The sequence below is a fragment of the Pseudomonas solani genome (assembly GCF_026072635.1).
GTDB classification, from domain to species: domain Bacteria; phylum Pseudomonadota; class Gammaproteobacteria; order Pseudomonadales; family Pseudomonadaceae; genus Metapseudomonas; species Metapseudomonas solani.
Window position 1 is genome coordinate 3,073,210 of sequence record NZ_AP023081.1, and the last position, 24,817, is coordinate 3,098,026.

The 24,817-nt window shown below is 66.4% G+C and carries 24 protein-coding genes; 11 read left to right on the forward strand and 13 right to left on the reverse strand.

What is annotated here, in order from left to right; genetic code table 11:
* Positions 1-37 precede the first annotated feature (37 nt).
* From PSm6_RS13940 to PSm6_RS13950, 3 genes are all read left to right on the forward strand, one after another.
* Positions 38-385, forward strand: coding sequence for an FmdB family zinc ribbon protein (locus PSm6_RS13940; protein ID WP_265170396.1), 348 nt, complete (start codon positions 38-40; stop codon positions 383-385).
* Positions 386-401: 16 nt separating this feature from the next.
* Entirely contained in the window at positions 402-1,445 is a 1,044-nt protein-coding gene (locus tag PSm6_RS13945) for an aliphatic amidase (protein WP_265170397.1), read from the forward strand.
* A 63-nt stretch (positions 1,446-1,508) separates the two neighbouring features.
* The gene (locus tag PSm6_RS13950) at positions 1,509-2,552 is read left to right on the forward strand and encodes an AAA family ATPase (RefSeq protein WP_265170398.1); all 1,044 of its coding nucleotides are present in this window, start codon (positions 1,509-1,511) and stop codon (positions 2,550-2,552) included.
* Here the strand turns inward: PSm6_RS13950 and PSm6_RS13955 are convergent, their stop codons facing one another.
* From PSm6_RS13955 to PSm6_RS13965, 3 genes are all read right to left on the reverse strand, one after another.
* Positions 2,553-4,520 (reverse strand): TonB-dependent receptor plug domain-containing protein, encoded by a 1,968-nt coding sequence (locus tag PSm6_RS13955; RefSeq protein WP_265170399.1) that lies wholly within the window; start codon positions 4,518-4,520, stop codon positions 2,553-2,555.
* A gap of 330 nt (positions 4,521-4,850) precedes the next feature.
* Positions 4,851-6,755, reverse strand: a complete 1,905-nt coding sequence (gene dxs, locus PSm6_RS13960) for a 1-deoxy-D-xylulose-5-phosphate synthase (protein ID WP_021219676.1) — start codon at positions 6,753-6,755, stop codon at positions 4,851-4,853.
* Positions 6,756-6,792: 37 nt separating this feature from the next.
* Complete coding sequence (locus tag PSm6_RS13965; RefSeq protein WP_265170400.1) at positions 6,793-8,010, reverse strand: MFS transporter; 1,218 nt, start codon at positions 8,008-8,010, stop codon at positions 6,793-6,795.
* A 97-nt stretch (positions 8,011-8,107) separates the two neighbouring features.
* Here PSm6_RS13965 and PSm6_RS13970 point away from each other — a divergent pair, with 97 nt between their 5' ends.
* Positions 8,108-8,557 (forward strand): winged helix-turn-helix transcriptional regulator, encoded by a 450-nt coding sequence (locus PSm6_RS13970; RefSeq protein WP_021219678.1) that lies wholly within the window; start codon positions 8,108-8,110, stop codon positions 8,555-8,557.
* Positions 8,558-8,796: 239 nt separating this feature from the next.
* Here the strand turns inward: PSm6_RS13970 and PSm6_RS13975 are convergent, their stop codons facing one another.
* The 7 genes from PSm6_RS13975 to PSm6_RS14005 form a co-directional block, all read right to left on the reverse strand.
* Positions 8,797-9,246: a BRO-N domain-containing protein gene (locus PSm6_RS13975; protein ID WP_043245950.1), complete on the reverse strand. Its 450-nt coding sequence runs from the start codon at positions 9,244-9,246 to the stop codon at positions 8,797-8,799.
* 485 nt (positions 9,247-9,731) lie between these two features.
* Positions 9,732-9,989 (reverse strand): DUF4332 domain-containing protein, encoded by a 258-nt coding sequence (locus PSm6_RS13980; RefSeq protein ID WP_043245951.1) that lies wholly within the window; start codon positions 9,987-9,989, stop codon positions 9,732-9,734.
* A gap of 15 nt (positions 9,990-10,004) precedes the next feature.
* Entirely contained in the window at positions 10,005-10,460 is a 456-nt protein-coding gene (locus PSm6_RS13985) for an RDD family protein (protein WP_081711630.1), read from the reverse strand.
* Positions 10,461-10,681: 221 nt separating this feature from the next.
* A complete protein-coding gene (locus PSm6_RS13990; RefSeq protein WP_265170401.1) occupies positions 10,682-11,464 on the reverse strand; it encodes a hypothetical protein in 783 nt (260 codons plus the stop codon).
* 284 nt (positions 11,465-11,748) lie between these two features.
* Positions 11,749-12,666 (reverse strand): LysR family transcriptional regulator, encoded by a 918-nt coding sequence (locus PSm6_RS13995; protein ID WP_265170402.1) that lies wholly within the window; start codon positions 12,664-12,666, stop codon positions 11,749-11,751.
* A gap of 76 nt (positions 12,667-12,742) precedes the next feature.
* Complete coding sequence (gene speB, locus PSm6_RS14000) at positions 12,743-13,696, reverse strand: agmatinase (protein WP_021219685.1); 954 nt, start codon at positions 13,694-13,696, stop codon at positions 12,743-12,745.
* A gap of 49 nt (positions 13,697-13,745) precedes the next feature.
* On the reverse strand, positions 13,746-15,131 hold the full coding sequence (locus PSm6_RS14005; RefSeq protein ID WP_184489555.1) for a sodium:solute symporter family protein: 1,386 nt from the start codon (positions 15,129-15,131) through the stop codon (positions 13,746-13,748).
* A 345-nt stretch (positions 15,132-15,476) separates the two neighbouring features.
* Between PSm6_RS14005 and PSm6_RS14010 the strand changes: the two genes are divergently transcribed.
* Both PSm6_RS14010 and PSm6_RS14015 read left to right on the forward strand, forming a co-directional pair.
* Positions 15,477-16,208 (forward strand): helix-turn-helix transcriptional regulator, encoded by a 732-nt coding sequence (locus tag PSm6_RS14010; RefSeq protein WP_021219687.1) that lies wholly within the window; start codon positions 15,477-15,479, stop codon positions 16,206-16,208.
* A gap of 35 nt (positions 16,209-16,243) precedes the next feature.
* On the forward strand, positions 16,244-16,546 hold the full coding sequence (locus tag PSm6_RS14015; RefSeq protein ID WP_184489557.1) for an antibiotic biosynthesis monooxygenase family protein: 303 nt from the start codon (positions 16,244-16,246) through the stop codon (positions 16,544-16,546).
* Between the two features lie 78 nt (positions 16,547-16,624).
* Here PSm6_RS14015 and PSm6_RS14020 read toward each other — a convergent pair whose 3' ends face one another.
* Entirely contained in the window at positions 16,625-16,966 is a 342-nt protein-coding gene (locus PSm6_RS14020) for a zinc ribbon domain-containing protein YjdM (RefSeq protein ID WP_021219689.1), read from the reverse strand.
* Positions 16,967-17,206: 240 nt separating this feature from the next.
* Here PSm6_RS14020 and PSm6_RS14025 point away from each other — a divergent pair, with 240 nt between their 5' ends.
* Both PSm6_RS14025 and cysC read left to right on the forward strand, forming a co-directional pair.
* The gene (locus tag PSm6_RS14025; RefSeq protein ID WP_043245964.1) at positions 17,207-17,911 is read left to right on the forward strand and encodes a sulfotransferase family 2 domain-containing protein; all 705 of its coding nucleotides are present in this window, start codon (positions 17,207-17,209) and stop codon (positions 17,909-17,911) included.
* Positions 17,904-18,512, forward strand: coding sequence for an adenylyl-sulfate kinase (gene cysC, locus PSm6_RS14030; RefSeq protein WP_021219691.1), 609 nt, complete (start codon positions 17,904-17,906; stop codon positions 18,510-18,512). Before PSm6_RS14025 ends, cysC begins: the two co-directional genes overlap by 8 nt.
* A 154-nt stretch (positions 18,513-18,666) precedes the next feature.
* Here the strand turns inward: cysC and PSm6_RS14035 are convergent, their stop codons facing one another.
* A complete protein-coding gene (locus PSm6_RS14035; protein WP_265170403.1) occupies positions 18,667-19,161 on the reverse strand; it encodes an LEA/WHy family protein in 495 nt (164 codons plus the stop codon).
* 269 nt (positions 19,162-19,430) lie between these two features.
* Between PSm6_RS14035 and PSm6_RS14040 the strand changes: the two genes are divergently transcribed.
* Positions 19,431-20,333 (forward strand): YihY/virulence factor BrkB family protein, encoded by a 903-nt coding sequence (locus PSm6_RS14040; protein WP_043245960.1) that lies wholly within the window; start codon positions 19,431-19,433, stop codon positions 20,331-20,333.
* A gap of 12 nt (positions 20,334-20,345) precedes the next feature.
* Here the strand turns inward: PSm6_RS14040 and PSm6_RS14045 are convergent, their stop codons facing one another.
* Entirely contained in the window at positions 20,346-21,182 is an 837-nt protein-coding gene (locus PSm6_RS14045) for an arylamine N-acetyltransferase family protein (protein WP_043245961.1), read from the reverse strand.
* 399 nt (positions 21,183-21,581) lie between these two features.
* Between PSm6_RS14045 and PSm6_RS14050 the strand changes: the two genes are divergently transcribed.
* Positions 21,582-23,033 carry a high affinity choline transporter 1 gene (locus PSm6_RS14050; RefSeq protein ID WP_043245962.1) on the forward strand — a complete coding sequence of 484 codons (1,452 nt, stop codon included), beginning with the start codon at positions 21,582-21,584 and terminating at the stop codon, positions 23,031-23,033.
* 572 nt (positions 23,034-23,605) lie between these two features.
* Positions 23,606-24,343 (forward strand): DNA/RNA non-specific endonuclease, encoded by a 738-nt coding sequence (locus PSm6_RS14055; protein ID WP_184489564.1) that lies wholly within the window; start codon positions 23,606-23,608, stop codon positions 24,341-24,343.
* Positions 24,344-24,817 lie beyond the last annotated feature (474 nt).

The window sequence follows — 24,817 nt, forward strand, 5'->3', positions numbered from 1 at the left end:
GGGGCGGCGGACATCCAGTGAAGACGAGGAGCCCTGCATGCCCATCTACGAATACGACTGCGCCACCTGCGGCGACTTCACCGCCCTGCGCCCCATGGCCGAGCGCGAAGCCCCCTGCCCATGCCCGGCCTGTGGTGGCAGCGCGCCGCGGGTGATTCTCTCCGCGCCCGGGCTGGCCACCCTGGCCGGCAGCCAGCGCCGCGCCATCGCCGCCAACGAGCGCAGCGCCAACGCGCCGCAGACGGTCGAGGAGTACCGCGAGAACCGCAAGCACCCGAAAGGCTGCGGCTGCTGCACGCCGAACAAACCCCTGGCACCCACCAAGGCCAACCCCCACGCGCTGAAGACCAAGCCCAGCGCGCGGCCCTGGATGATCAGCCACTGAACGGAAGGAGAACCCCATGCGTCACGGTGATATTTCCAGCAGCCCGGATACCGTCGGCGTCGCCGTCGTCAACTACAAGATGCCGCGCCTGCACAGCAAGGCCGAGGTGCTCGACAATGCCCGGCGCATCGCCGAGATGATCAAGGGCATGAAGCTCGGCCTGCCGGGCATGGACCTGGTGGTGTTCCCCGAGTACAGCACCATGGGGATCATGTACGACCACGACGAGATGATGGCCACCGCCGCCAGCATCCCCGGCGAGGAAACGGCGATCTTCTCCGCCGCCTGCCGCGAGGCCGGGACCTGGGGCATCTTCTCCCTCACCGGCGAGCGCCACGAGGAGCACCCGCACAAGGCGCCCTACAACACCCTGGTGCTGATCGACGACCGCGGCGAGATCGTGCAGAAGTACCGCAAGTGCATCCCCTGGTGCCCCATCGAGGGCTGGTACCCCGGCGACCGCACCTACGTCAGCGAAGGGCCCAAGGGCCTGAAGATCAGCCTGATCATCTGTGACGACGGCAACTACCCCGAAATCTGGCGCGACTGCGCGATGAAGGGCGCCGAGCTGATCGTGCGTTGCCAGGGCTACATGTACCCGGCCAAGGAGCAGCAGGTGCTGATGGCCAAGACCATGGCCTGGGCCAACAACTGCTACGTGGCGGTGGCCAACGCCGCCGGCTTCGATGGCGTCTACAGCTACTTCGGCCACTCGGCGATCATCGGTTTCGACGGCCGCACCCTGGGTGAATGCGGCGAGGAGGAGATGGGCATCCAGTACGCCCAGCTGTCGGTCTCGCAGATCCGCGACGCGCGGGCCAACGACCAGTCGCAGAACCACCTGTTCAAGCTGCTGCACCGGGGCTACACCGGCGTCTACAACTCCGGCGATGGCGACCGTGGCGTGGCCGATTGCCCCTTCGAGTTCTACCGCACCTGGGTGCTGGACGCGGAGAAGGCCCGGGACGATGTGGAAAAGCTCACCCGCAGCACCATCGGCGTGGCCGACTGCCCGGTGGGCGAGCTGCCCCATGGTGGGCGCGAGCAGGTCGCGGGCTAGCGCGACGGCGCTCCGTGAACGGGGCGGCCCGCCGCCCGTGATGCCCTGAACCGAGGAGCCGGGATGCCCTTCGTCAACGACCTGATCGAGCACAACCGCGAGCACCTGGGGCGCGGCGAGGTGCCGGCGGCGCGCGTGCAGTCGCGCTTTCTCTTCGAGCCCGACACCGTCATGGCCCTGCTGCGCACCCGCATCGTCGGCCAGGACGCCGCGCTGGAGGCGGTGGAGGCCCTGCTCAAGGTGGTCAAGGCGGACATCGGCGACCGCGAGCGGCCCCTGGCGGTGAACCTGTTCATGGGCCCCACCGGCGTCGGCAAGACCGAGCTGGTGCGCCTGCTGGCGCTGGCCCTCCATGGCCGCGCCGACGCCTTCTGCCGCATCGACATGCAGACCCTGGCCCAGGAACACTACGTCGCTGCGCTCACCGGTGCGCCGCCGGGCTACGTGGGCAGCAAGGAGGGCGCCACGCTGTTCGACGCCGAGGCCATCCAGGGCAGCTTCGGCCGCCCCGGCATCGTGCTCTTCGACGAACTGGAGAAAGCCGGCAAGGAGGTGGTGCGCAGCCTGCTCGGGGTGCTGGAGAACGGCCAGCTGACCTTGAGCGCCGGCAGCCGCCGCATCGACTTCCGCAACAGCCTGATCTTCCTCACCAGCAATATCGGCGCCCAGGAGGCCTGGCAGTTCCGTGAGCGCTATTCGCGTGGCTGGCGGCGCCTGTTCGGGGTCTCCCCACGCAATGAGGCGCGGGTGCTGGAGGCGGCCTTGCACCGCCACTTCGACCCGGAGTTCCTCAACCGGCTGGACCGCGTCGTCTGCTTCGAGCGCATCGGCGAGGACCACCTGGAGGCCTTGCTCGACATCGAACTGGCGCGCCTCAACCAGCGCCTGGCACGCCAGGGGCGCACGCTGGTGCTGCAAGAGGGCGCACGCGAGCTGCTCTGCCTCGGCCATGACCCGCGCTACGGCGCCCGTGACCTGGGGCGGCGCGTGCGGGTGCTGCTGGAGCCGGCGCTGGCCGAGTGCCTGCTGGCGTCCCCCGGCGCGACCCGCCTGGTGGCGGGCTGCTGCGAGGGCGGCCTGCGGGTGAGCGCGGGCGAGGCAACCTGACTAGAACTGCGGCGACCACTTGAGGGTCATCACCACCTTGCGGCCCTCTTCCTGGAAGCCGGTGTTCTCCTCGATGGTCGGGTCGGGGATGTCCACGTCGTTGTCGACGTAAGGGACGCCGTCGCCGAAGGGGTTGGAGGAGAAGCTGGAGCCGCTGCCGTAGTACTTCTGCGAGTACTGCTTGTTGGCGATGTTCTCCACCCGCGTCTCCACCTTCAGGCCCTTGAGGAAGCCCCAGCCGGCGCGGATGTCGATGCGCCCGTAGCCCGGTGATTTCTGGGTATTGGCGGCGTCCACGTAGCGGCTGGAGACGCCCAGCCAACTGAAGCCGAAGCTGTAGTCGCCGAACTGCTTGTCCACGTCCAGGGCCAGGTTGCGCCGCGAGCGGCCAGGCAGGGTGTGGCCGGTGTCGCGGTCGCGCGGGTCGACCAGGCCCAGGTTGAGGCGGGTGGTCCAGCCCATGAAGTCTCGTGAGGCGCTGAGGTCCAGGCCGTTGATGCGGGCCTTGCCGACGTTGCGCATCTCGTGGACGAAGACGGGGTCGAACTCCATCACGTCGGTGATCAGGTCTTCCACATCGGTGCGGTAGACGCCGAAGCTCCAGTCGGTGTCGTAGTGCGCGCCGCGCAGTTGGGCTTCCCAGGTCTTCGAGTGCTCGGGTTCGAGCTTGGGGTTGCCGTTGGGGAAGAATATGTCCGGCACATAGAGCTCGGTGAAGGTGGGCACGCGGAAGCCTTCGGCGTAGCTCAGCACCAGTTGGGTGTTCAGCGGCAGGTCGAAGTCCAGGGCGGCGTTGAGGCTGTCTTCGCTGCCGTACTGCTCGTTCTTGTCGTGGCGCCAGCCCAGCTCGGTGCCGAAGGGCGCGGCGCGGAAGCGATGCTGGGCGAACCAGGCCTGGTTGCGGCGTTCGGTTTCCTCGAAGGGCACGTTGGCGCGCAGGCGTTCCTCGTACCATTCGGCGCCCAGCAGCACCTGCTGGTGCTCGTCCAGGCGCAGGGTGTTCTGCCACTCCAGCGAGTCGCGGTAGGTGGCGTATTCCTCCAGTGACGTGATGAAGTTGTAGACGGTGTCGAGGTGGCTCTTTTCCTCGGCGTGGCCGGCCTGCAGGCGGCTGGTCCAGCGCGGGTCGAACTCCGCTTCGAGGTAGGCGGAGGTGCTGCTCAGGGTGAACTCGTCTGTGGGCTGGCCGGGGAACCAGACGGAGTCGCCGTCCATGTCGCTCTTGCCGCGCTGGTCGAGCAGGTTGAGGCCGGTGCGCCACTGCTCGGTGAGGCGGTGCTCCAGGCTGATGCTCAGGCCGCGGTTGCGGTAGGTGTCGTCGTCGGTGTTGGCGCCGTCGATGTCGTCGCTGCGATCCATGCGCAGTTCTTCCAGGCTGGCGTTGAGGTCGAAGCGGGTGCGTTCGTCACCGCCGGAAAGCCCCACGCTGTTATCGTTGGTGTCGCTGTCGCCGAGGCTGAAGTCGAAGCGCGGCTCCAGGCCAGCGCCCTCTCCACGGCGGGTGAAGATCTGGATGACCCCGCCCATGGCGCCCGAGCCGTAGAGGCTGGAGCGCCCGCCCCGGGTGACTTCGACCCGCTCGATCTGCTCCATGCCCAGGTATTGCAGGCGTGGCAGGCCGTCCACCAGCGAGCCGATGCGCACGCCGTCGATCAGCACCAGCGTCTGGTTGGCGTTGCTGCCGCGCAGGTAGAGGTTGGCCGAGCTGCCGCGCCCGCCGCTCTGCTCGACCGACATGCCCGGCACGCGGGCGAGCAGGTCCGGCACGCTCTTGGCCTTGAGCCGGGCGATGTCCTTGCGGGTGAAGATGCTGGTGGCGGCGGTGGCCTGGGAACGGGGCTCCAGCGCGTTGCCCGAAGTGGCCACCACATAGGGGCTCTTCAGCGCGTCGAGGCTGTCCAGGGGGATTTCTTCGGCTGCTGCGAGGCAGGGGGCCATGGCGATGGCCAGGGCCAGACGGGAACGCATAATCGATGACTCCTCAAAAGATCCATGACTTTCGAGAAGGGCGGGACAAGAACGACTGCGCGACCGGTGATCGCCTGTGCTTGACGGTGCAGCCCCTCCGCAACACACGTCGTACGACGAGAACCGTTTCCACGTGCCGCCCCGCACCGCGCCGACGACTCTCTGGTCGTTCGACGACATCCTGCACGTGAGGCCGGGAGCCGGAACCGCCTGTTGCGGGCTCCCCGTGGCGGGCTGGGCTGGTCGCTCTGCGGCGGCCTGGCTCCGGGCCCGGGTGTCTCGGGTGAACAAGCGCCGCGCCCGCTGGCACGGCGATCAGTAAAGGGCAGTCTAGCCGGCGCTGCGCTCCAGCAAGGCCAGGCGTTCGCGGATCGAGGCTTCGATGCCGCTGGCGTCCAGGCCGCACTCGGCGAGCATCTGTGCCGGTTTGGCATGCTCTACGTAGTAGTCCGGCAGCCCCAGGTGCAGCACGGGCAGCAGGATGTTTTCACGGGCGAGGAACTCGCTCACCGCCGAGCCGGCACCCCCCATGATGCTGTTTTCCTCGACCGTCACCAGCAGTTGGTGGCTGCCGGCCAGTTCACGCACCAGGGCCTCGTCCAGCGGCTTGACGAAGCGCATGTCGACCACGGTGGCGCCCAGCGTTTCGCCCACCTGCAGGGCTTCGGCCAGTTGCACGCCAAAGGCGAGGATGGCGACGCGGGCACCCTGGCGGCGAACCACGGCCTTGCCGATCTCCACTGGCACCAGCTCCTTGTCGATGCTGGCGTTGGGGCCGCTGCCGCGCGGGTAGCGCACCGCTGCCGGGCCGGGGAACAGGTGGCCGGTGGTCAGCAGCAGGCGCAGTTCGTTCTCGTCGCTTGGGGTCATCACCAGCATGCCGGGGATGCAGCGCAGGTAGGAGAGGTCGAAGCTGCCCGCATGGGTGGGGCCGTCTTCGCCCACCAGGCCGGCGCGGTCGATGGCGAACAGCACGTCGAGGTTCTGCACCGCGACGTCGTGGATCAGCTGGTCGTAGCCGCGCTGGAGGAAGGTCGAGTAGATCGCCACCACCGGCTTGGCGCCGTCGCAGGCCATGCCGGCCGCCAGGGTCACGGCGTGCTGTTCGGCGATGGCGACATCGAAGTAGCGATCGGGGAAGCGCTCGCTGAAGGCCACCAGGTCGGAACCTTCCTTCATCGCGGGGGTGATGCCCACCAGGCGCGGGTCCTGCGACGCCATGTCGCAAAGCCACTGGCCGAAGACGCTGGAGTACTTGGGCCCGGACGCCTTCTTCGGCGCTGCCGGGGCGTTGATCGGCTCCAGCTTGGTGATGGCGTGGTAGCCGATGGGGTCGACTTCCGCCGGGGCGAAACCCTTGCCCTTCTTGGTCACCACGTGGAGGAACTGCGGGCCCTTGAGGTCACGCATATTGCGCAGGGTGGCGACCAGGGTGGGCAGGTCGTGGCCGTCGATGGGGCCGATGTAGTTCCAGCCGAGTTCTTCGAACAGGGTGCCGGGGACCAGCATGCCCTTGGCGTATTCCTCGGTGCGACGGGCGATCTCCCAGGCGCCGGGCAGGCGCGAGAGCACCTTCTTGCTGCCTTCGCGCATGCTTGCGTAGGTGCGGCTGGAGAGGATCTTGGCCAGGTAGTTGGACAGGCCACCGACGTTGCGCGAGATCGACATGTCGTTGTCGTTGAGGATCACCAGCATGTCGGCCTGCACGTCGGAGGCGTGGTTCAGTGCCTCGAAGGCCATGCCGGCGGTCAGCGCGCCGTCGCCGATCACCGCGATGGACTTGCGCTCCGAGCCCTGCATGCGGGCGGCGATGGCCATGCCCAGTGCAGCGCTTATGGAGGTGCTGGAGTGGCCGACGCCAAAGGTGTCGTACTCGCTCTCGGCGCGGCGGGGGAAGGCGGCGACGCCGTCCTTCTGGCGCAGGCTGCCCATCTGCTCGCGGCGTCCGGTGAGGATCTTGTGCGGGTAGGCCTGGTGGCCCACGTCCCACACCAGTCGGTCGTCGGGCGTATCGAAGACGTAGTGCAGGGCGATGGTCAGTTCGACCACGCCGAGCCCGGCGCCGAAGTGCCCGCCGGTCTGGCCAACGGTATAGAGCAGGTACTGGCGCAGTTCGTCGGCCAGGGTTTCCAGCTCCGCTTCACCCAGCCGGCGCAGCTCGTCCGGCGTCGCCGCGCGGTCGAGCAGGGGCGTGAGCGGGCGCTCGCGGGGGATCTCATGGAACGTCGTGGGCATCAGGCTAGTCGTTATGGGTGCAAAAAGATGCGGCAGTTTACCTGATGCCGCTTTGCCTGCCCAAGACATGGTGTCGGATGCCGTCGCGGCCCGGCAGGGTCACCCACCAGAAGGCCAGCGCCAGCAGGCTGAGAGCCGCGCCGAGCAGGCACACGGCGGCCCAGCCGGCCCAGGCATAGAGCTGCGTGGCGGCGAAAGCGCCCAGGGCACTGCCGGCGGCATAGAACAGCATGTAGAGGCTGATCAGCCGGCTGTGGGCGGGGTTGCCGCTGCTCAGTACCAGGCTCTGGTTGAGCACGTGCAGGGCCTGGCCGGCGGCGTCCAGCAGGAGGATGCCCAGCAGCAGCGCCCACAGCGATTGCCCGGTGAAGGCCAGCGGCAGCCAGGCCAGGGTCATCACCAGCAGCGCCAGGCCACTGGCCTTCTGCGCCTGGCCCCGGTCGGCCCAGGTGCCGGCTCGCGTCGCTGCCAGCGCTCCGGCTGCGCCGACCAGGCCGAAGGCACCGATGGCGCTGTGGCTCAGCGCCAGGGGCGGTTCGCTGAGGGGCATCACCAGCGCCGCCCAGAACAGGTTGAACACGCAGAACAGCAGCAGCGCGAGCACGCCGCGCACCTGCAGCACGCGGTCCTCGCGCAGCAGGCTGAACATCGACCCGAGCAACGCCGGGTAGCGCATCCGCGAGTGGGGCCGGGTCTCCGGCAGGCGCCACCAGAGCAGGGGCAGCAGCACCGTCATCAACCCGGCCGAGAGCAGGTAGACCGCGCGCCAGCCGCCCAGGTCGGCCATCAGCCCCGCCAGGCTGCGGGCCAGCAACAGGCCCACCACCACGCCGCCCTGGGCGGCCCCCACCACCCGGCCGCGCTCCCCGTCACTGGCCAGGCTGGCGGCGAAGGCCAGCAGGCCCTGGGTCATCGCGGTGCCCAGCAGGCCCAGGCCGAGCATGCCCAGCAGCACCAGGGCCGGCTGGCGGGCGAGGGCGACCAGCAGCAGCGAGCCCACCAGCAGGAGTAGTTGCCCAGCCATCAGCCGGCGCCGTTCCAGCAGGTCCCCCAGGGGCACCAGCACCAGCAGGGCCAGGGCGCTGCCCGCCTGGGTGAGGGTGATCACCCCGCCGACAGCGGCACGGCCGATGCCCAGGTCAGCGGCGATCGCATCCAGCAGCGGGTGGGCGTAATAGACGTTGGCGACGCTCAGGCCGCAGGCCACGGCCAGCAGCCAGACCAGTGCCGGCGACATCGGGGAAAGAGTGGGCATGCCGAAAGTCCTTGTTGTGGTTTCAAAATGAAACCATTTGAAGGCTATCGATACAGGTTTTAAACTGCAACCACTTTTCGCGAGCTGGAGGTGGTGCATGAAAGACCCGCAAGCCGAGGAGCACTGCCCGGTGGCCCGGGCGCTGGACGTGATCGGGGACCGCTGGTCGCTGATGATCGTGCGCGACCTGTTCGACGGCCTGCAGCGCTTCGGCGAACTGCAGAAAAGCCTCGGCGTGGCCAAGAACATCCTCAGCGACCGCCTGCGCAAGCTGGTGGTCGAAGGTGTCCTTCGTGTGGAGCCGGCCGCCGACGGCAGCGCCTACCAGGCCTATGCGCTCACGCCCCGGGGCCATGACCTGTTCACCCTGGTCGTCAGCCTGCGCCAGTGGGGCGAAGCCCACTGCTTCGCCCCTGGCGAGGTGCATTCCGAACTGCTCGACACCGCCGACCAGCCCCTGGCGCGGCTGGAAGTCCGCGACGCCAATGGCCGCCCCATCAGCGCCGCCGACACCCGCGTGCGCAAGGTCGACGTCGCGGCGGGTTGACCGAGCAGCAGGACGTGGGAATTCATTCGCGATCGGGGGCAGCACCGGCGCCACGTCTGTGCATTGCAACGATAGGTTTCGCTTCGCTCTACACCATCCTACGGGGTCGGTTCACGGGCTTGGCATCGGAGCCGATCCATACCCCTCGTAGAAGGGGGCGGGCGGCGCTCCGCGAGATTCGTAGGATGGGTAGAGCCGTGCGAAACCCATGCTGGGGGGCGGCACCCTGCCCGGGTGTTTCAGAGCCCTCGGTAACGCGGCACCTTGTCCCACTGCATCCACAGCTCACCTTGCCAATCCAGCAGCACCAGCCGGCGGGATTGCCAGTCCAGCATCACGCGCCGTGGCTGGTGACGGCAGCCCGTGTACTGGTCGCGCAGGGTGGGGACCACGTCGCGGGCGAGCCACTCTTCCAGGTGCTGCAACTCGGGGTGGCCGAAGCGGATCATGGCCTGGTAGAGGCCGCCTTCACTGACGAGATGGACCTCTTCCTCGCTGCCGGTGGCATAGGTGAAACGGGCGCTGCGGATCTGGTAGGGGCGCAGGCGGCGGTGCAGCGCCTGGGGGTGGTGCAGTCCCAGCAGGCGGGCGAAATCGTAGGCGCAGAACCAGGGCTGGTCGTCGATCATCACACCGCGCAACGGGCGGTTGTGGCGGTAGAAAAAGATCGGGGTGTAAGCGTCGTGCATGGCGTTACTCCGTTTGCCTGTCCATGCCTCCGTCATCGTCGTCATTCGATGGGTGGAGGATCGCGTGGGGTTGACGAACCGGGCAAACGGAGCCGGCAGACCGCAAGGGTCTCCCCACGCGATCCGCCATTAGATGATGCAGTCCTGAAAACTGCATGCGAGCCGGTTCCCGCTGGAAACGTACGCCGTTTCCCGCAAGCCCCGTAGGCGGCATCGCGCCGTTAGCTTCAGGTCGTCAAACCCGGCCGCGGATTGACCGCGACCGGGCGAACTTAGGGAGTGGGCTGGAGGCGAACAAGGGGTTGCGGCGGGTTTGGGAAATTTCCCTGCGATGAGCGGGCATTTGATGGGTTTCGCTGCGCTCTACGCCATCCTACGACCCCGCCACTGTCCACAGTTTCTGTGGAACAGCCTGTGGATATCTTCTGGGTGGATCGCTGCGGAGCGGGCGGGGCGGTAGTTCTGCGTGGTCGCTCGAATTTTCGTCAAGCCTGGCTGGCGTGCTGCTGGGCGAAGTCGATGATGGCCTGGATGGCTGCCCGCGCCTGGGGGCTGTTGTGCCAGCAGGTGGAGCCCATCATCCGGGAAATCTGCAGGGTCAGGTCGACGGCTTCGCAGTGGGCCAGTTGCTCCAGGGTGTGCAAGCCGATCTGTTCCAGGCGGCCGACCACGGTCGGGCCCACGCCTTTGAGAGCGACCAGTTGGGCGCGGGTTTCCGGGGTGAACCCCTGTAGTGAGGTCATGGCACTTCCTTCACGTCATTCCGTCGCAGTCGTTGCGGCGGGCTCTTCCATCTCGGCCATGCGCTGGCGCAGTGCGGCGAGGTCGCGGGTGGGGATGACGAAGGTGTAGGCCCAGATATCGCCCAGGCGCTGGGCGTTGCTGGACCAGATGACGGCGATGGCGGCCGGCAGCGAGCCGAGGATGAAGGGGTTGGTTTCCACCAGGCGGAAGGCGCTGCGGACCAGCACCTGCATCAGTTGCGGCGGCTCGCCGTTGGGGGCGATGACCCGGATCCGGCAGATCCATTTCCCTGGGGTGAAGCCACGCAGCAGCCACTCGCACAGCGGGAAGTACAGGAGCACCGGCAGCACGATCGCGAGCACGTGACGTGTCTGTTCGTAGAGGAGAGCGACCAGGCTGATGATCAGTGCCTTGTCGATGATGAAGGCGAGGCTGCGCAGAGCGAGCATGCGTGTGCGGGAAACGTCCATGTTGCTTGGAACCAGTGGTGAAAAGGGGCGGGCAGGATAAACCAATCCCGCTGGAGCGGTGGGGCGTGTGTCACGAGGGTGGCCTGGATTTCCCGGGCTGAAGCCCGGGCTACCAAAACACTGCCCACAATTTCTGTGGGGCAAGCTGTGGATAAGTTTTGGATGGATGGCTGTGGAGCCTGCCGCCTGGGAGGTTCAGGCGGCTGGTGGTTTTTCCGCCACTACTGGTATTCGCGGCACCAGGTTTCGCCGTACTCGGCCAGCATGGCCTGTTCCAGCACCTTGGCGTCGGCGGCTTCGGCGAAGCGGAACAGCACCCAGGCAAGGCTGCGCACGAGCTGGTCGCGGGTCTTGTAGTTGGGGATGTCGTGCATGGTGTCGGTGGCGTGCTTGAGCCAGGCGAACAGCTCGCGCTGTTCGGCCTCGTCGGCGCCGAGCAGGTAGATGAAGAGCATGCCGACCAGGGGCAGGCTGAGGTCGAAGTTGTCGCGGTCGAAGGTCAGGCGGGCGAAGGGCACGGTGCGCAGTACGCGGGCGATCTCGCCGTGCAGCCAGGCGTCGCCGGCGAATTCGTCCTTGAGCTTCTGCTTTTTCGCCAGCATGCCGGGCTGGTGGGCGAAGCGGCCGACCTGGGCCAGCAGCGCGAGGCGGCGGGCATGGGCGTCGAGGGTCATCTCGCCGTCGAATAGCAGGACCATTTCCCAGCGATTGAGGCGGCAGCGGGGGTAGCCGTGCTCGGCCAGCACCCCGGCGGCGTCCTTCGCCGCGCGGAAGAGCAATTGCAGGTGGTGTTCGCTGGCGGCGGGCGGCGTGCCGCCGTTGAGCAGCAGGTGGTAGTAGAAGGCCTGCAGGGTGGCGTCATCGAGCTCCTTCGGCGGCTTCTTCACCAGCGGGGTGATGCTGGGGTGGTGGCTGCAGTAGTAGCTGTTGGAGCTGTTGGACTCGGCGAAGTCGGCTTCGCCGGAAGCGATGAACTGCTGGATGATTTCCGTCTTGCTGGACATGGGCGTTCCCTGGTTGGCGGCGCCAGGGAGCATAGAAGGGCGGGGGAGATTTTTCCGTGCGGCGGGTGGCGTTCCCAAGGGGCAAGGCATCGCCCCGCAGGCCGCCGATGGGCGCGGCCGACAAGCGCGACGCCACGCTGATCGGTTGCCCGCTCAGCCGTACCGACGCCCTGGGTGCATGCCCACCCGGGGCAGAACTGCCGTTCGGCCTTCCTGGCTGCTGGGGGACGGTGCTGCTGGACAGGGGCGACCCTGCTGTCGGGCTTCGCCGAGCCCCGTCCAACCTACGCTTGATTGGCCAACTGGCGCTGTGCCCTCTCCAGTGCATCGAGAAAGCCTGCCAGGGCGGCCTTGGGGGCCTGGCCCTGGCGGGTGATGCAGTGGAAGGCCGAGCGATAGGCCAGTTGCCCGGGCAGTAACGCACGCAGTTGGTTTCGGTCCACCCAGTGAGCGGCGTAGTGCGTGGGCAGGTAGCCCAGGTAGGTGCCGGAGAAAATCAGGGTGGCGATGGCTTCCATCGCGTAGGCGCTGACCGTTTGGGTGAAGTGCAGGCCGTGGGGCCGCTGGTTTTCCGTCAGGTAGCCACGGCCTACGTACTCCGCCGCGCAAATGTCCGCCAGGCTCAGGTCCGCTTCGGCGCGGTGGAACAGGGGATGGCCGGCGGAGCAGTAGAGGTTCTGCTCTTCCTCGAACAGCGGCTGGTAGTTGAGGCCTGACAACTGGTGATGGAACGCGCCGATGGCCAGATGCAGGCGTTCTTCCAGGACCGCGCGTTCCAGTTCATCGGGGCGCAGCATGTGCAGGTTCAGGCGTACCTCGGGCAGGCGCTGGCGGAACAGCCTTATGGCCAGCGGCAGGGGGGCGCGCTCGAAGCTGATGAGGCTGTCCACCGTGCCGATCTGCAGGCTTTCCCTGGCCATCCCCCCGAGGCGGTTGGCCTGGGTGCGGAAGCGTTCGATATCGCCGAACAGCAGTTGTGCCAGGTCGAACAGTTCCTGGCCTTCCTCGGTCAGCTGGAAGCCGCTGTTGCCGCGCCGGCACAGGGAGCATCCGAGGCGTTCTTCCAGATCGCGGACCACCACGCTCAGGCGCGACAGGCTGGTGTTGAGGCTGGCCTGGGCCGCGGTGAAGCCTCCCGCGTCGACGATGGCGCAGAAGACCCGCAGCATGCGGAGGTCGATATCGGAAATGTTGCCCAGCATGCCCACCTCCAGGCCGGTTGCCGGGGCCGTCTGTGGCGCGGTCCCGGCATGAGCCTACCAACTCGTGGCGGTGGGGTCAGCGGGTCGCGATGGCGTCGGCGAGGATGCACATCAGTTCGAACATCATGGTGGCGCCCACCAGGGCTGTCGCCCCGCCCTGGTCGAACGGCGGGGAGACTTCCACGACGTCGGCACCGATCAGGTTCAGGCCACGCAGGCCACGGATCATCTGCTGGGCCTGGAGGGTGGTCATGCCGCCGATTTCCGGGGTTCCGGTGCCGGGCGCGAAGGCCGGGTCGAGGACGTCGACGTCGAAGCTGATGTAGGTAGGGCCGTCACCCACGACCCGGCGTGCCTCCGCCAGGGTGGCTTGGACGCCGAGTTCGGCGAACTCCTCCATGTGGATCACGCGTATGCCGCATTCCTCGGCGAAGGCTTCGTCCTCGGCAGAGTAGATGGAGCCGCGAATACCGATCTGCACGGTGCGCTTGGGGTCCAGCAGACCCTCCTCCACGGCGCGGCGGAAGGGGGTGCCATGGGTGTAGGGGTTGTCGCCGAAGTAGCGGTCGTTGGTGTCGGAGTGCGCGTCGAAGTGGATCATGCCGATGGGGCGATGGTGGGCCAGGGCGCGGAAGATCGGCAGGGTCACCAGGTGGTCTCCGCCCACCGACAGGGGCACGGTCCCCGCCTGGTGGATTTCACGGAAGAAGCCCTCGATGCGCTTGAGCGAATCGAGCAGGTCGATGGGGTTGACGGGGCTATCGCCGAGGTCGCCGATGCGCACCAGGTCATAGGGTGCGATGCGGCTGACGTGGTGCACCTTGCGCATCAGGCTGGACATGTTGCGCACTTCGCGCGGGCCGTGACGGGCGCCGGCGCGGTTGGTGGTGCCGCCGTCCCAGGGAACACCCACCAGGGCGAGTTGCAGGTCGGCCGGGTCGTCGAAGATCGGCAGGCGCATGAAGCTCGGGATGCCGGCGAAGCGTGGTATGAGCGCGGCATCGAGCGGCTGCGGGAAGTCATGGGTCATGGGCTCTATCTCACGGGTAGAGGGCGCCGCGTGGGCGCCCTGGATGGTTTCAATCGGTTGCGGTGCGCAGGGCAGGAGCGGGTTGGGTCAGCAGGCTGGTGGCCACGAAGGTCAGCAGGCTGACGAGGAGGCCGTAGTAGATGGGGGTGTTGGCCAGGATGCCGTCACGGACCATGAAGGCGATGACGGTGAGGCTGCCGGTGACCATGCAGGCCATCGCGCCCACGGCGGATGCGCGGCGCCACACCAGGGCGCCCATGATCGGTACGAGCAGGCCGCCCACCAGCAGGTTGTAGGCGATGGAGAGGCCGGCGATGACGTCGTTGACCAGGCAGGCCATGGCCAGCATCGCCGCGCCGAGGGTGAAGGTTATCCACCGGCTGCTGGCCAGGTGGTCTTCGCCGTTGCGACTGAGAAAGCGGCTGTATATGTCTTCCTTGAGTACGGTCGCTGCGGCCAGCAGGCAGGCGCTGGCAGTGGACATGATGGCGGCCAGGGCGGCAGCCACCACGAGGCCGCGCAGGCCGGCTGGGAGTAGGTTGCGGGTGATCTCGGCGAAGGCGTTCTCGGCCACCGACAGGTCCGGCAGCAGCAGCCGGGTGGCGGCACCGATGAGCGCGCAGGCGCCGCCATAGAGCATGCAGTAGACCCCTGCGCCGAGGCCGGCGTAGCGCACCACGCCCTCGCTGCGGGCGGTGAACAGGCGCTGCCAGATGTCCTGGCCGATCAGCGCGCCGAAGAAGTAGAGCAGGAAGTAGGCGGCGATGGTGTCCAGGCCGATGTTGCCCAGCTCGAAGAAGCCCGCCGGCAGGTTGGCCTGCATCGCCGCCAGGCCACCGGCCTCGCCCACGCTGATGGGCAGCAGGACGAAGAAGATGCCCAGCGTCATGATCACGAACTGGATGATGTCGGTGAGCGTCAGCGACCACATGCCGCCGATCACGGAGTAGAAGATCACCAGCCCGCCGCCGCAGAGGATGGCGGGGATGCGCGGAATGTCGAATACCACCTCGGTGACCGAGCCGATGGCGATGGTGGCGGTTACGGCCACCATCAGGTCGTAGGCCACCATGACGATGCCGCCGATCAGGCGCGAGGAGGCCTGGTATCGCTGTTCGAGGATCTGGGTGACGGTGAAGACCCTCAGCTGGGCTATCTGCCGCGAGAACACCAGGCTGAGTACGATGATGCCCAGCCCCAGCATGAAGACCAGCCAGAGACCGGATACCCCGTACTGGTAGCCCAGGCGCACCGAGCCGATGGTGGACGCCCCGCCCAGCATCACCGCCGAGAGCGTGCCGAGGTAGAGGACTGGCCCGAGGCGTCGCCCGGCCAGGAGAAAATCATCACGGGTCCTGGCCTTGCGCATGCCCCACCAGCCGAGGCCCGCCATCACCAGCACGTAAATCAACATCGTCACGTAGTCGACCGCCATGGTGCTGCTCCTTTGTTGTTTTTCTAGTTCGGGTCCGCCCTGACGGCGGGTCTGGCGAGGATAGGAGGGGTGGCGTGCGGAACAACATCACCGCGATGGCAAGCTGGGTTGCGCCAGGCGGCAAGTAGGGCAGGTGGTGAGTGGAAGAAGCGGGATTCAGCCGAGGCCAGGCTCCTACGAGCGCAGCGCGCGGGTGTTCCCGTGCGGGTCGTGCAGTGGGCCCGCGCGTTCGCGAGGGTGACGCCGTGAAGGTGCCGGGGCGCGGACCGGCTCGGCGGCGCTGGTTTTTCCCCGGGCGCTATGCGCAAATGCCTGCCGACTTCCCACACCATACGGCTCCTTTCCATGCGCAAGGCCGATCGCCTGTTCCAGGTCGTCAACCTGATCCGTACCCACCAGCCCATCACCGCCCAGCGCCTGGCGGAACGGCTGGGAGTTTCCACGCGCACCATCTATCGCTACGTGGACGACCTGTCCCTGAGCGGCATCCCGATCTACGGCGAGGCCGGCGTGGGGTATGCGCTGGACGAGCATTTCGAGCTGCCGCCCCTGGCGCTCAACCGCGACGAACTGGACGCCCTGCTGCTGGGCGTGGAGCTGATCTCGCGCACCGTGGGCGACGAGATGGCCGATGCCGCGCGCTCGCTGCTGAGCAAGATCCAGGCAGTGGTGCCCGAGCATGCCCTCGACCCGCAAAGCGCACCGGTGCGGGCCTTCGTCAGCCCCTTCACCCCGGAGCAGTTGCGCCACTGGGACAGCCTGCGGCGTGCCATCGGCGAGCAGGCGGCGGTGCGCATCGACTACCTGAGCCTGGACGAACGCGCCTCGCAACGGGTGATCTTCCCCCTCGGCCTGTTCTACTGGGTGGGCAAGTGGACGGTGGGCGCCTGGTGCGTGCTGCGCGGCGAGTACCGCGATTTCCGTGTCGACCGCATCCGCAATCTGGCGCGCCTGGCCGACGCGCCGCCGCTGCCGGAGGGCCTCAGCCTGGCCAGCTACATGCGCCACCGCAGTTGCGAGGCGCAGGTGCAAGAGGCGCAGGCCACTGACAGAACGTTGTCAGCAGAGGAGGCATAGGCTGGGCCGTCTCAACCAACGGAAGGGCGATCGCCATGCAAGATTCTTCGGTATTGGAACTGGTGCTGTTCAAGACTAAACCCGGCCGCGAAGAGCGCATCGCCGAAATCCGTGCCGGTGTGCGCGAGGCCCTGAAGACCTGCGACGGCTTCCTGGGCTTTCGCAGCTTCATTTCGGTGGAAGGCAGCCATGTGTTCGCCGACCTCGCCGAGTGGTCGTCCCACGAGAACGCGCTCAGTGCGGCACGCGCCTTCAACGGCGCCGACCCGCGCTTCCAGCCCTACATGCGCGAGATCAAGGAAGTGATCTTCATGGGGCACTTCAGCCCGGGCGAGTAGCCCGGCGTCCCGGCGGCGGTTTCTGCAGGCATGAAAAAGCCCGGCAATATGCCGGGCTTTTTGCTGCCTGAGAAGGGCTCAGACCTTGCGCACGAATTCCGACTTCAGCTTCATCGCGCCGATGCCGTCGATCTTGCAGTCGATGTCGTGGTCGCCATCCACCAGGCGGATGCCCTTGACCTTGGTGCCGACCTTCACCACCAGGGACGAGCCCTTGACCTTGAGGTCCTTGATCACGGTGATGGTGTCGCCGTCCTGCAGGACGTTGCCGACGGAGTCCTTGATCACCTTGCCTTCATCGGCCGGCGCGTCGGCGGCGTTGGCGGACCATTCGTGGGCGCACTCCGGGCAGACCAGGTTCTGGCCGTCTTCATAGGTGTATTCGGAGTTGCATTGGGGGCAGGGGGGCAGGGTGCTCACGGCGTATCTCGCAATCGGGTGAAAAAAAGACCGCAGATTATATAAGGTTTTAGTGGTCGCTGTCGGGGGTGGCGTAATGATGGCCCTTGTATTGGGCTGCTTACCGGCTTGACCAAGGCTAAATATTTCCCGGCTGCCGCCTTGCTAGCCTGCCGCAGGTAAACCCATGCCCGGGACGTACAAGGCGTGGAACCAGTCCGATGGCGATGGAGTGCCTGCCGTTCCTGCGGGGGGGAATCGATGTTTCAACGTGTCCTGTGGAAGCTCATGCCGAAGTCGCAGCGGGCCTTCCTGCTGGGGCGGATGGCGGTGGTCGACCGCGCCGCCGTCAACCGCTCCATGTCGGGCAACCTGCGCTACCCGGAGCCTTTCCGGCGCCAGGGCTGCCTATTCATCCACGTGCCCAAATGCGCTGGCTCCAGCGTGGGCGATGCGCTGTTCGGCGGCTGGCGCGCCGGGCACCTGCCGCTGTACTGGTACGAGCAGCAGTTCCCTACCGAATACGCCACGGCCTTCAAGTTCAGCTTCGTCCGCGACCCACTGGAGCGTGCCTTCTCGGCCTACGTCTACCTGCGTGGCAACGAACTGCGTCCGCGCCACCAGGCGGCCAAGCGGTTGGTCAGCAGTTACCAGGGCTTCGATGACTTCGTCGCCCGCTGGCTGCATGTGGATAACGTGCGGCGGCAGATCCACTTCGCCCCGCAGACCGACTTCCTGATGGATTCCCTCGGCCACCTGGCGCTGGATTTCATCGGCTATCAGGAACACCTGGAGCGCGATTTCACGGCGCTCTGCGAGCTGCTAGGCTGCAATCGGACGCTGCCTCACTCCAATCCCTCGCTACGGCGCGAGGTGCTGCCGGTGAAGGACATCTGCACGGCGCGCACGCGGGAGATCGTGCGCCGGGTTTACCAACGTGACTACGAGTTGCTCGGCTATGCATAAGCACGCACCTTCCGCCCTGTTGCCCTGGATCCGCCCCTACAACCTCGCCCTGCCGCGCTCGGCACGGGCGGCGATCAAGCACCAGAGGCCCTGCTGCATCTGGCTGACGGGGCTTTCCGGCTCCGGCAAATCCACCCTGGCCAACGCCCTGGAAGTGGAGCTGAACGCGCGTAACCTGCACACCTTCGTGCTCGACGGCGACAACCTGCGCAACGGCCTGTGCCGTGACCTGGGCATGGACGATGCGGCGCGCCGGGAGAACGTGCGGCGCATCGCCGAGGTGGCGCGGCTGATGGTGGATGCGGGGCTGGTGGTGATAGTCGCCGCCATCTCGCCGTTCCGCGCCGACCGCGAGGCGGCACGGGCGCTGTTCAGCGTCGACGAATTCCATTGCGTCTACGTCAGCACGAGCTTCGAGACCTGCGCCCGCCGCGACCCCAAGGGCCTCTACCAGGCGGCGATGCAGGGCCGCATCAGCAATTTCACCGGCCTCGACAGCCCCTACGAAGCCCCCACCGACGCCGACTGCGAGATCGACACCGACGAGGTGGACGTGATCGAGGCGACCTCGTGGTTGATGGCGCTGGTGCTGGGGGAGTAGCCCCTCCCAGACGACAGCCTTTTGGAGGGTGGATGACGCTCTTTTCATCCACCAGGCGAGGCCGCAGGCAACACCCAGCGGGGCCTGCTTTGGCGACTGAAGTCGCCCCTACAGCAGAGCGCGCCGTTGCCGTTTGTGTGTTCCTTACCGTTGATCAATACACCGTTGCCGGTTCCGGCAGGTTGAGCAGGCCGGCTTCGTTGAAGCGCACGGTGTTCCAGAAGCCGCCGCCGAGCTTGCCGCGCACGGTGTAGGGGACGCCGGGTTGGCGGCCGGTGTCGTGGCTGTTGGCCAGGCCCCAGGCCTGGCGCATGGCGGAGAAGGCGGAGATGGTCACGGGGACGCTGACCAGGGCTTCGCTGAAGCGCGGGATTTCGCCGGCCTGGTCGCTGACGCCACTGGCCAGGGGCTGGTTGTTGATGTCGAGATCGAGGGCGATGCCGTTGTAGCGGATGGCGGTGTCGTTGGGGTTCTGCACCCGTAGCTTGACCATGAAGCGCATTTCCAAGCCTTGGCCGGGCACCGGCTCCATGCCCACCAGGTCGATGCGCACCGGGTCGCGCGGGGCCAGGGTGCTGCAGGCAGAGAGGCCCAGCATCAGCAGCAGGCAGCTGGCGAGGCGCAAGGTGGAGCGGGTGATTGGGGTCATGGCGTACGTCCGATTTGTGCAGGTGGTGCACCGCTAGAGACCGGCGAAGACGCCGTTCATTCCGCGTTCTCCGACGAAAGTAGCCCACGGGCGCGCGTCGCGAAGGGGCGTTCGGCCAGGTATTTCCGGCCCTTAAGCGGAGCGGCGGCGTCTATCCCAGGGGCTGCTGCCGTCCGTCGGAAGGCACGCGCCAGGCGCGTTGCCTGAACTCAATGGCCGCTATGGCCGTCCATTGCCCTTGTATGGGGATGAAAATAGCGAGCAGGCAGATGATCCGTTCTCTGGGGTTGAGGAATGTCGGGTGGCGCACCATCGTGGTCCGCACCGTGACCGAGTTCATCGATGACGAGCTGCCGACCTATGCCTCGGCGCTGGCCTTCCAGATGTTCTTCTCGCTGTTCCCCTTCCTGTTGCTGCTGATCGCGGTGATCGGCTTCCTCGAGTTGCCCGAGTTCTTCGACTGGCTGCAGGCTCAGGCGACGCTGGTGCTGCCGGGGGCGGCGATGGACCTGGTGCTGCCGGCCATCGAGCAGTTGCAGACGCAGAAGCCGGGGTTGTTTTCCATCGGTGCGGTGGTGGCGCTGTGGTCGTCGTCATCGGCCATCCGCTCGAGCATGGATGCGATGAACCGCGCCTATGACGTGGAGGAAGGGCGCCCGACCTGGAAGCGCATCCCGCTGTCGGTGCTCTACACCGTGGGCGTGGCGGCTTTCCTGCTGGCGGCGGCAGGGCTGATGGTCACCGGGCCGCAGGTGATGAACTGGCTGGCCGGCCAGCTGGGCATCGAGGATGTGGTGGTGCTGCTGTGGAACTGGCTGCGCATCCCGGTGGCGGTGCTGCTGCTGATGATGGTGGTGGCGTCGGTCTACTACCTGCTGCCGGATGTGAAGCAGGAGTTCCGCTTCATCACGCCCGGCTCGGTGCTGGCGGTGCTGGTGTGGCTGGTGGCGTCCATGGGCTTCAGCTACTACGCGAAGAACTTCGCCACCTACAACGCCATGTACGGCAGCATCGGCGCGATCATCATCCTGCTGCTCTACCTGTACATCTCGGCGGCGGTGCTGCTGTTTGGCGCCGAGCTCAACGCGGTGATCGAGCACCACTCACGCGAGGGCAAGAAGCCCGGCGAGAAGAAGGCCGACGAGGGTGCCGTTGTGCAGTTGCCCGAGTAGCGGTGCGCCGGTTCAGCCGCGCAGCAGGCCTTCCAGGCGCTCGCGCAGCCGGGGCTCTTCCTCTTCGCTGATGCCCAGCAGGAAGTAGTGGCGCAGCACGGCGATGGCTTCGTCCGCGCTTTTCAGCAGGCGCTGGTTCACCTGGCCGTCGGCACTGCGGCGGTTGAAGGTGCCGTTGCGCAGGGTGAAGCGCTCCGTGCCCTGGGTGCGGGCGGCCACCAGCATCTGGCGGAAGATGCTGTCCGGGTGGGTCGAGGTGTACCAGTTGCGGGGCACGTAATCGACCCAGTGCTGGGGCTGCAGGTCGAAGCGGTAGACCGGCACCCAGGCATCGCCCAGGAAGGTTTCCAGCTGATGGTCATCGTGCCCGGCGTCGGGCGGGAGCAGGCGGAAGGGCAGCTCGCCGAGGTCCTCGTGGCCCTGCAGGGACAGGGAGCGGGTGGGGTTGGCGGAGCCGAAGCCGACATCGGCGATGACCGGGCCGTCGTCCAGGTCCACCCGCAGCAGCAGGTGCGAGGTGATGGTCAGCGGCGCATCGTCCGGCAAGCCCCAGCGCACCCGCGCCGCCAGCGGGGTGACGCGAAAGCCCAGGGCCAGCAGCAGGCGCCCGAACAGGCCGTTGATCTCGAAGCAGTAACCGCCACGGCTGCGCTCCACCACCTTGGCGAACACCGACTCGGCGTCGATGGGGATGGGGCGGTCGAGCAGGACGTCGACGTTCTCGAAAGCGACCCGGTCTAGGTGGGCCTTGATCAGGCGGTCGAGGGTGGCGCGGTCGGTGAGGGTGGGGGCCGGCTGGTCGATGTGGGCCAGGTAGGCGCGGGTCTGCTCAGGGCTCAGGGCGTGCATGAAGCGGCTCCATGGATGACTGGAGGAGGCTAGCAGAGCTTTGGCGGGCTGGCTGCTGTTCTGCTTTTGCAACGTCTTCTGTAAAAAATAAGGAACTGATGGGCTGGCGCTGGCGAAGAAATGATCGGTACATCAACGGGTTGTCCGACAATCCGAAGGTGCGCCTGTCGTTTTTTGTAGTCATTTGGCTTGTAACTGTTTGACATATTTGACGGCTTTGGCAGACTGCTCGCCCGTTGCGGCAGGAGGTCGCGGTTGCCGTGCAGGGCTCCTGAAGCCATGACGGATGATCCCGCCCGGTTGTGACGCGCCTAAAACAAAAATTCTGTCAGTCGCGGCGACCCTGGGTGGACACAGGTCCGACAGGCCAGACGACGGGCGAGCCACTGGAACTCACACATGCTGATCTGGTTTGTTGCGGTCTACCTGCTGATCACCGTCGGTGTTGGCTTCTACGCCTCCACTCGCGTCAAGAACTCCAAGGATTTCGCGGCAGGCGGCCGCAGCATGTCCTTCCCGCTGGTGGCGGCCATGGTGTTCGCCACCTGGTTCGGCTCCGAAGCGGTGCTGGGAATCCCCGCCACCTTCATCGAGGAAGGCTTCGCCGGGATCATCGAAGACCCGTTCGGCTCCTTCGGCTGCCTGATGCTGGTGGGCCTGGTGTTCGCCCGCCCGCTGTACCGCATGAACCTGCTGACCATCGGCGACTTCTTCAAGAAGCGCTTCGGGCCCAATGTCGAGCTGATCACCAGCCTGGTGATCATCGGCTCCTACCTGGGCTGGGTGGCAGCGCAGCTCACCGCGCTGGGCGTGGTGTTCAACGTGCTCTCCGACGGCTCCATCACCACCACCCAGGGCATGCTCATCGGCACCGGCATCGTGCTGCTGTACACCCTGTTCGGCGGCATGTGGTCGGTGGCGCTGACCGACTTCATGCAGATGATCATCATCGTCGCCGGCCTGCTGTACCTGACCTGGCTGATCGGCGACATGGCCGGTGGCGCCGAGGTGGTGATCAGCCACGCTGCCAGCGAGGGCAAGTTCGCCTTCATGCACGGCTTCGAACCCCGCGACATCGTCGCCTTCCTCGGCGCGGCGGTGACCATGATGTTCGGCTCCATCCCGCAGCAGGACGTGTACGCCCGGGTGATGTCGGCCAAGACCGAGAACATCGCCGCACGAGCTTCCATGGCCGGCGCCTGCTTCTACCTGGGCTTCTGCATGCTGCCGATCTTCCTCACCTATGCGGCCTCGATGATCGACCCGGCGATGGTGCAGAAGTGGCTGGCGGAAGATGCGCAGATGATCCTCCCGCACCTGATCATGGAACGCACGCCGCTGTTCGCCCAGGTGATGTTCTTCGGCGCGTTGCTCTCGGCCATCATGTCCACCGCCTCGGGCACCCTGCTGGCGCCTTCGGTGACCTTCACCGAGAACGTGCTCAAGCGCTTCCTGCCGGATATGGACGACCGCCAGTTCCTGCTCGCCATGCGCCTGAGCGTGCTGGGCATGACGGTGGCCACTTCGCTGTTCGCCCTGTATTCGGACGCGAGCATCTACGAGATGGTCGGCAATGCCTACAAGGTGACCCTGGTCGCCGCCGTGGTGCCGCTGTTCGCCGGGCTGTTCTGGAAGCGCGCCACCACCCAGGGCGCGCTGACCGCCATCGGCTTCGGCCTGGCCTCCTGGGTGTTCCTGGAGATGAATTACCAGGAAACCGACTTCTGGCCGCCGCAACTGGCGGGCCTGCTGTTCAGCGTGCTGGGCATGCTGCTGGGCTCCCTGCTGCCGCAGCTGAGCCGCCCGCGCGGTGAAAGCGTCGACGCCATGATGGCGCCCGCCGGCAACTGACCCATCCCGGGCCCTCCTGTTCTGGAGGGCCCGCCCTTCTTCCCCTTGCCGATCCCGGCGCACCCCGTATGCAGCTGTGATGCAGTCGTGGTTTCTGACTGCTCGAACAGGTTCCGAACTGGTGCATCCCTTCCTGCCCGACTTCCGGCAAACCCGCTTCGGGCGCTGGCAACTGCCTGACGGGCAAGGACTATCGGCAGTTTTTTCTATTGGTTGACTTGTGCGTCAATTTGGAACCGTGCTCACCATATTGGTGATAAAAATATTATTTCCATAAAAATCATATAGTTGATCGAGATGTTGGCGCGCTTGCCAGTGCTGTATTCCTTGCTCTAGGTTTCATGAACCTGTCACTAAGGACAGGTTATCGTCTCCCCCCGGTGACTGACCGGCCCGGTAGTGCTCCCCTGTGCTGCCGGGCCGCCAGTACACCACCGTGCAGCCCACCGCACGGTGCGCCCGCCCTGGGCGCCTCGCCGTAGATCAATCGCAACAGACATCGCCTGGTTTCGTTTTTTCCACCCGAGCGCTTCCCGCCGTGGGAGGCCCGCACCTGCAAGGAAGAAAAAGCAATGAAACGTATCGCCCTCCTGCTGTCGCTTTGCTGCGTCCCTTTCACTTCGGCCTTCGCCGCCACCGTCACCCTGAGCAAGGGCGGCTACAACCTCACCTACGATTGCGACAACCACACCGCCTTGCGCTACGAGTACGTGCTGACCACCGACACCGGTTCGGCGGCGAGGCCTTCGTCCTTCTACCTGGACCCGGACCTGCCCAGCGGTTGCGCCGGCCAGACCAGCACCTCGTCCTACGCCAGCGTGGTATCGGGCTGGGACCGTGGCCACCTGGTGACCTCCAATCACATGGACTACAACGCCACCTACATCAAGCGCGCCAACTACATGAGCAACATCGTGCCGCAGGTGGCCAGCTTCAATCAGGGCATCTGGGTGGCGGCCGAGAATGTCGCTGAGTGCTACCGCGACCTGGCCACCGTCTATGTGTATGGCGGGGTGGTCTACAACGACGCCTCCAACGACTATTTCCTGTCGTCCCACGGCATCCGCACGCCGGATTACTTCTGGAAGACCATCGTCACCACCGATACCGCCACCGGGCAGACCAAGGCCATCAGCTGGTACATCCCCAACCAGGCCGGCCTGGGCAGCCTGAACAGCTACATCAAGAGCATCTCCGAGCTGGAAAGCCTGATCGGTACCAGCGCCGTGGGCATCAGCGTGCCGGCCAGCGTCAAGGCGCAGAAACCCACCACCACCTGGGCGACGCCGAGTGGCTGTGATTTGAGCTGATTATCGATTGGGTATTAGGTAGGGGGCGGGGAGGCTGGGCTCTTCTTCCAGCTTCACGCTTCCGGCTTCCAGCTATCCAAGCCCCTCAAATGCATAGGCTGGGCACCCACTCCCAGCCACTCAGAGTAATTCGTAGGGTGGGCTTCAGCCCACCGCTCTTCGCTGCGCAGCCCTTGGTGGCTCACTGTGGATTTTGGGTGCGCGGGGCGTTCTCGGTGCGCGCGGCACACCCTACGCGGGGTTGTGGCTGCTGCGGCATTCTGGGGGGAGCGAAACCTATCGATGCGGTGCTTGGGCGCTACGACGTGACCATCCTGGCTCTTGCCCGACTCCGCCTTCAACCCACCGGTAACGTCGCTGGTGGGCTGAAGCGGAGCGCCGCCCGGCCCACCCTACGGGGGCACCCACTCCCAGCCACGCTTGGGCTTTTCTTCCAGCTTTACGCTTCCGGCTTCCAGCTATCCAAGCCCCTCA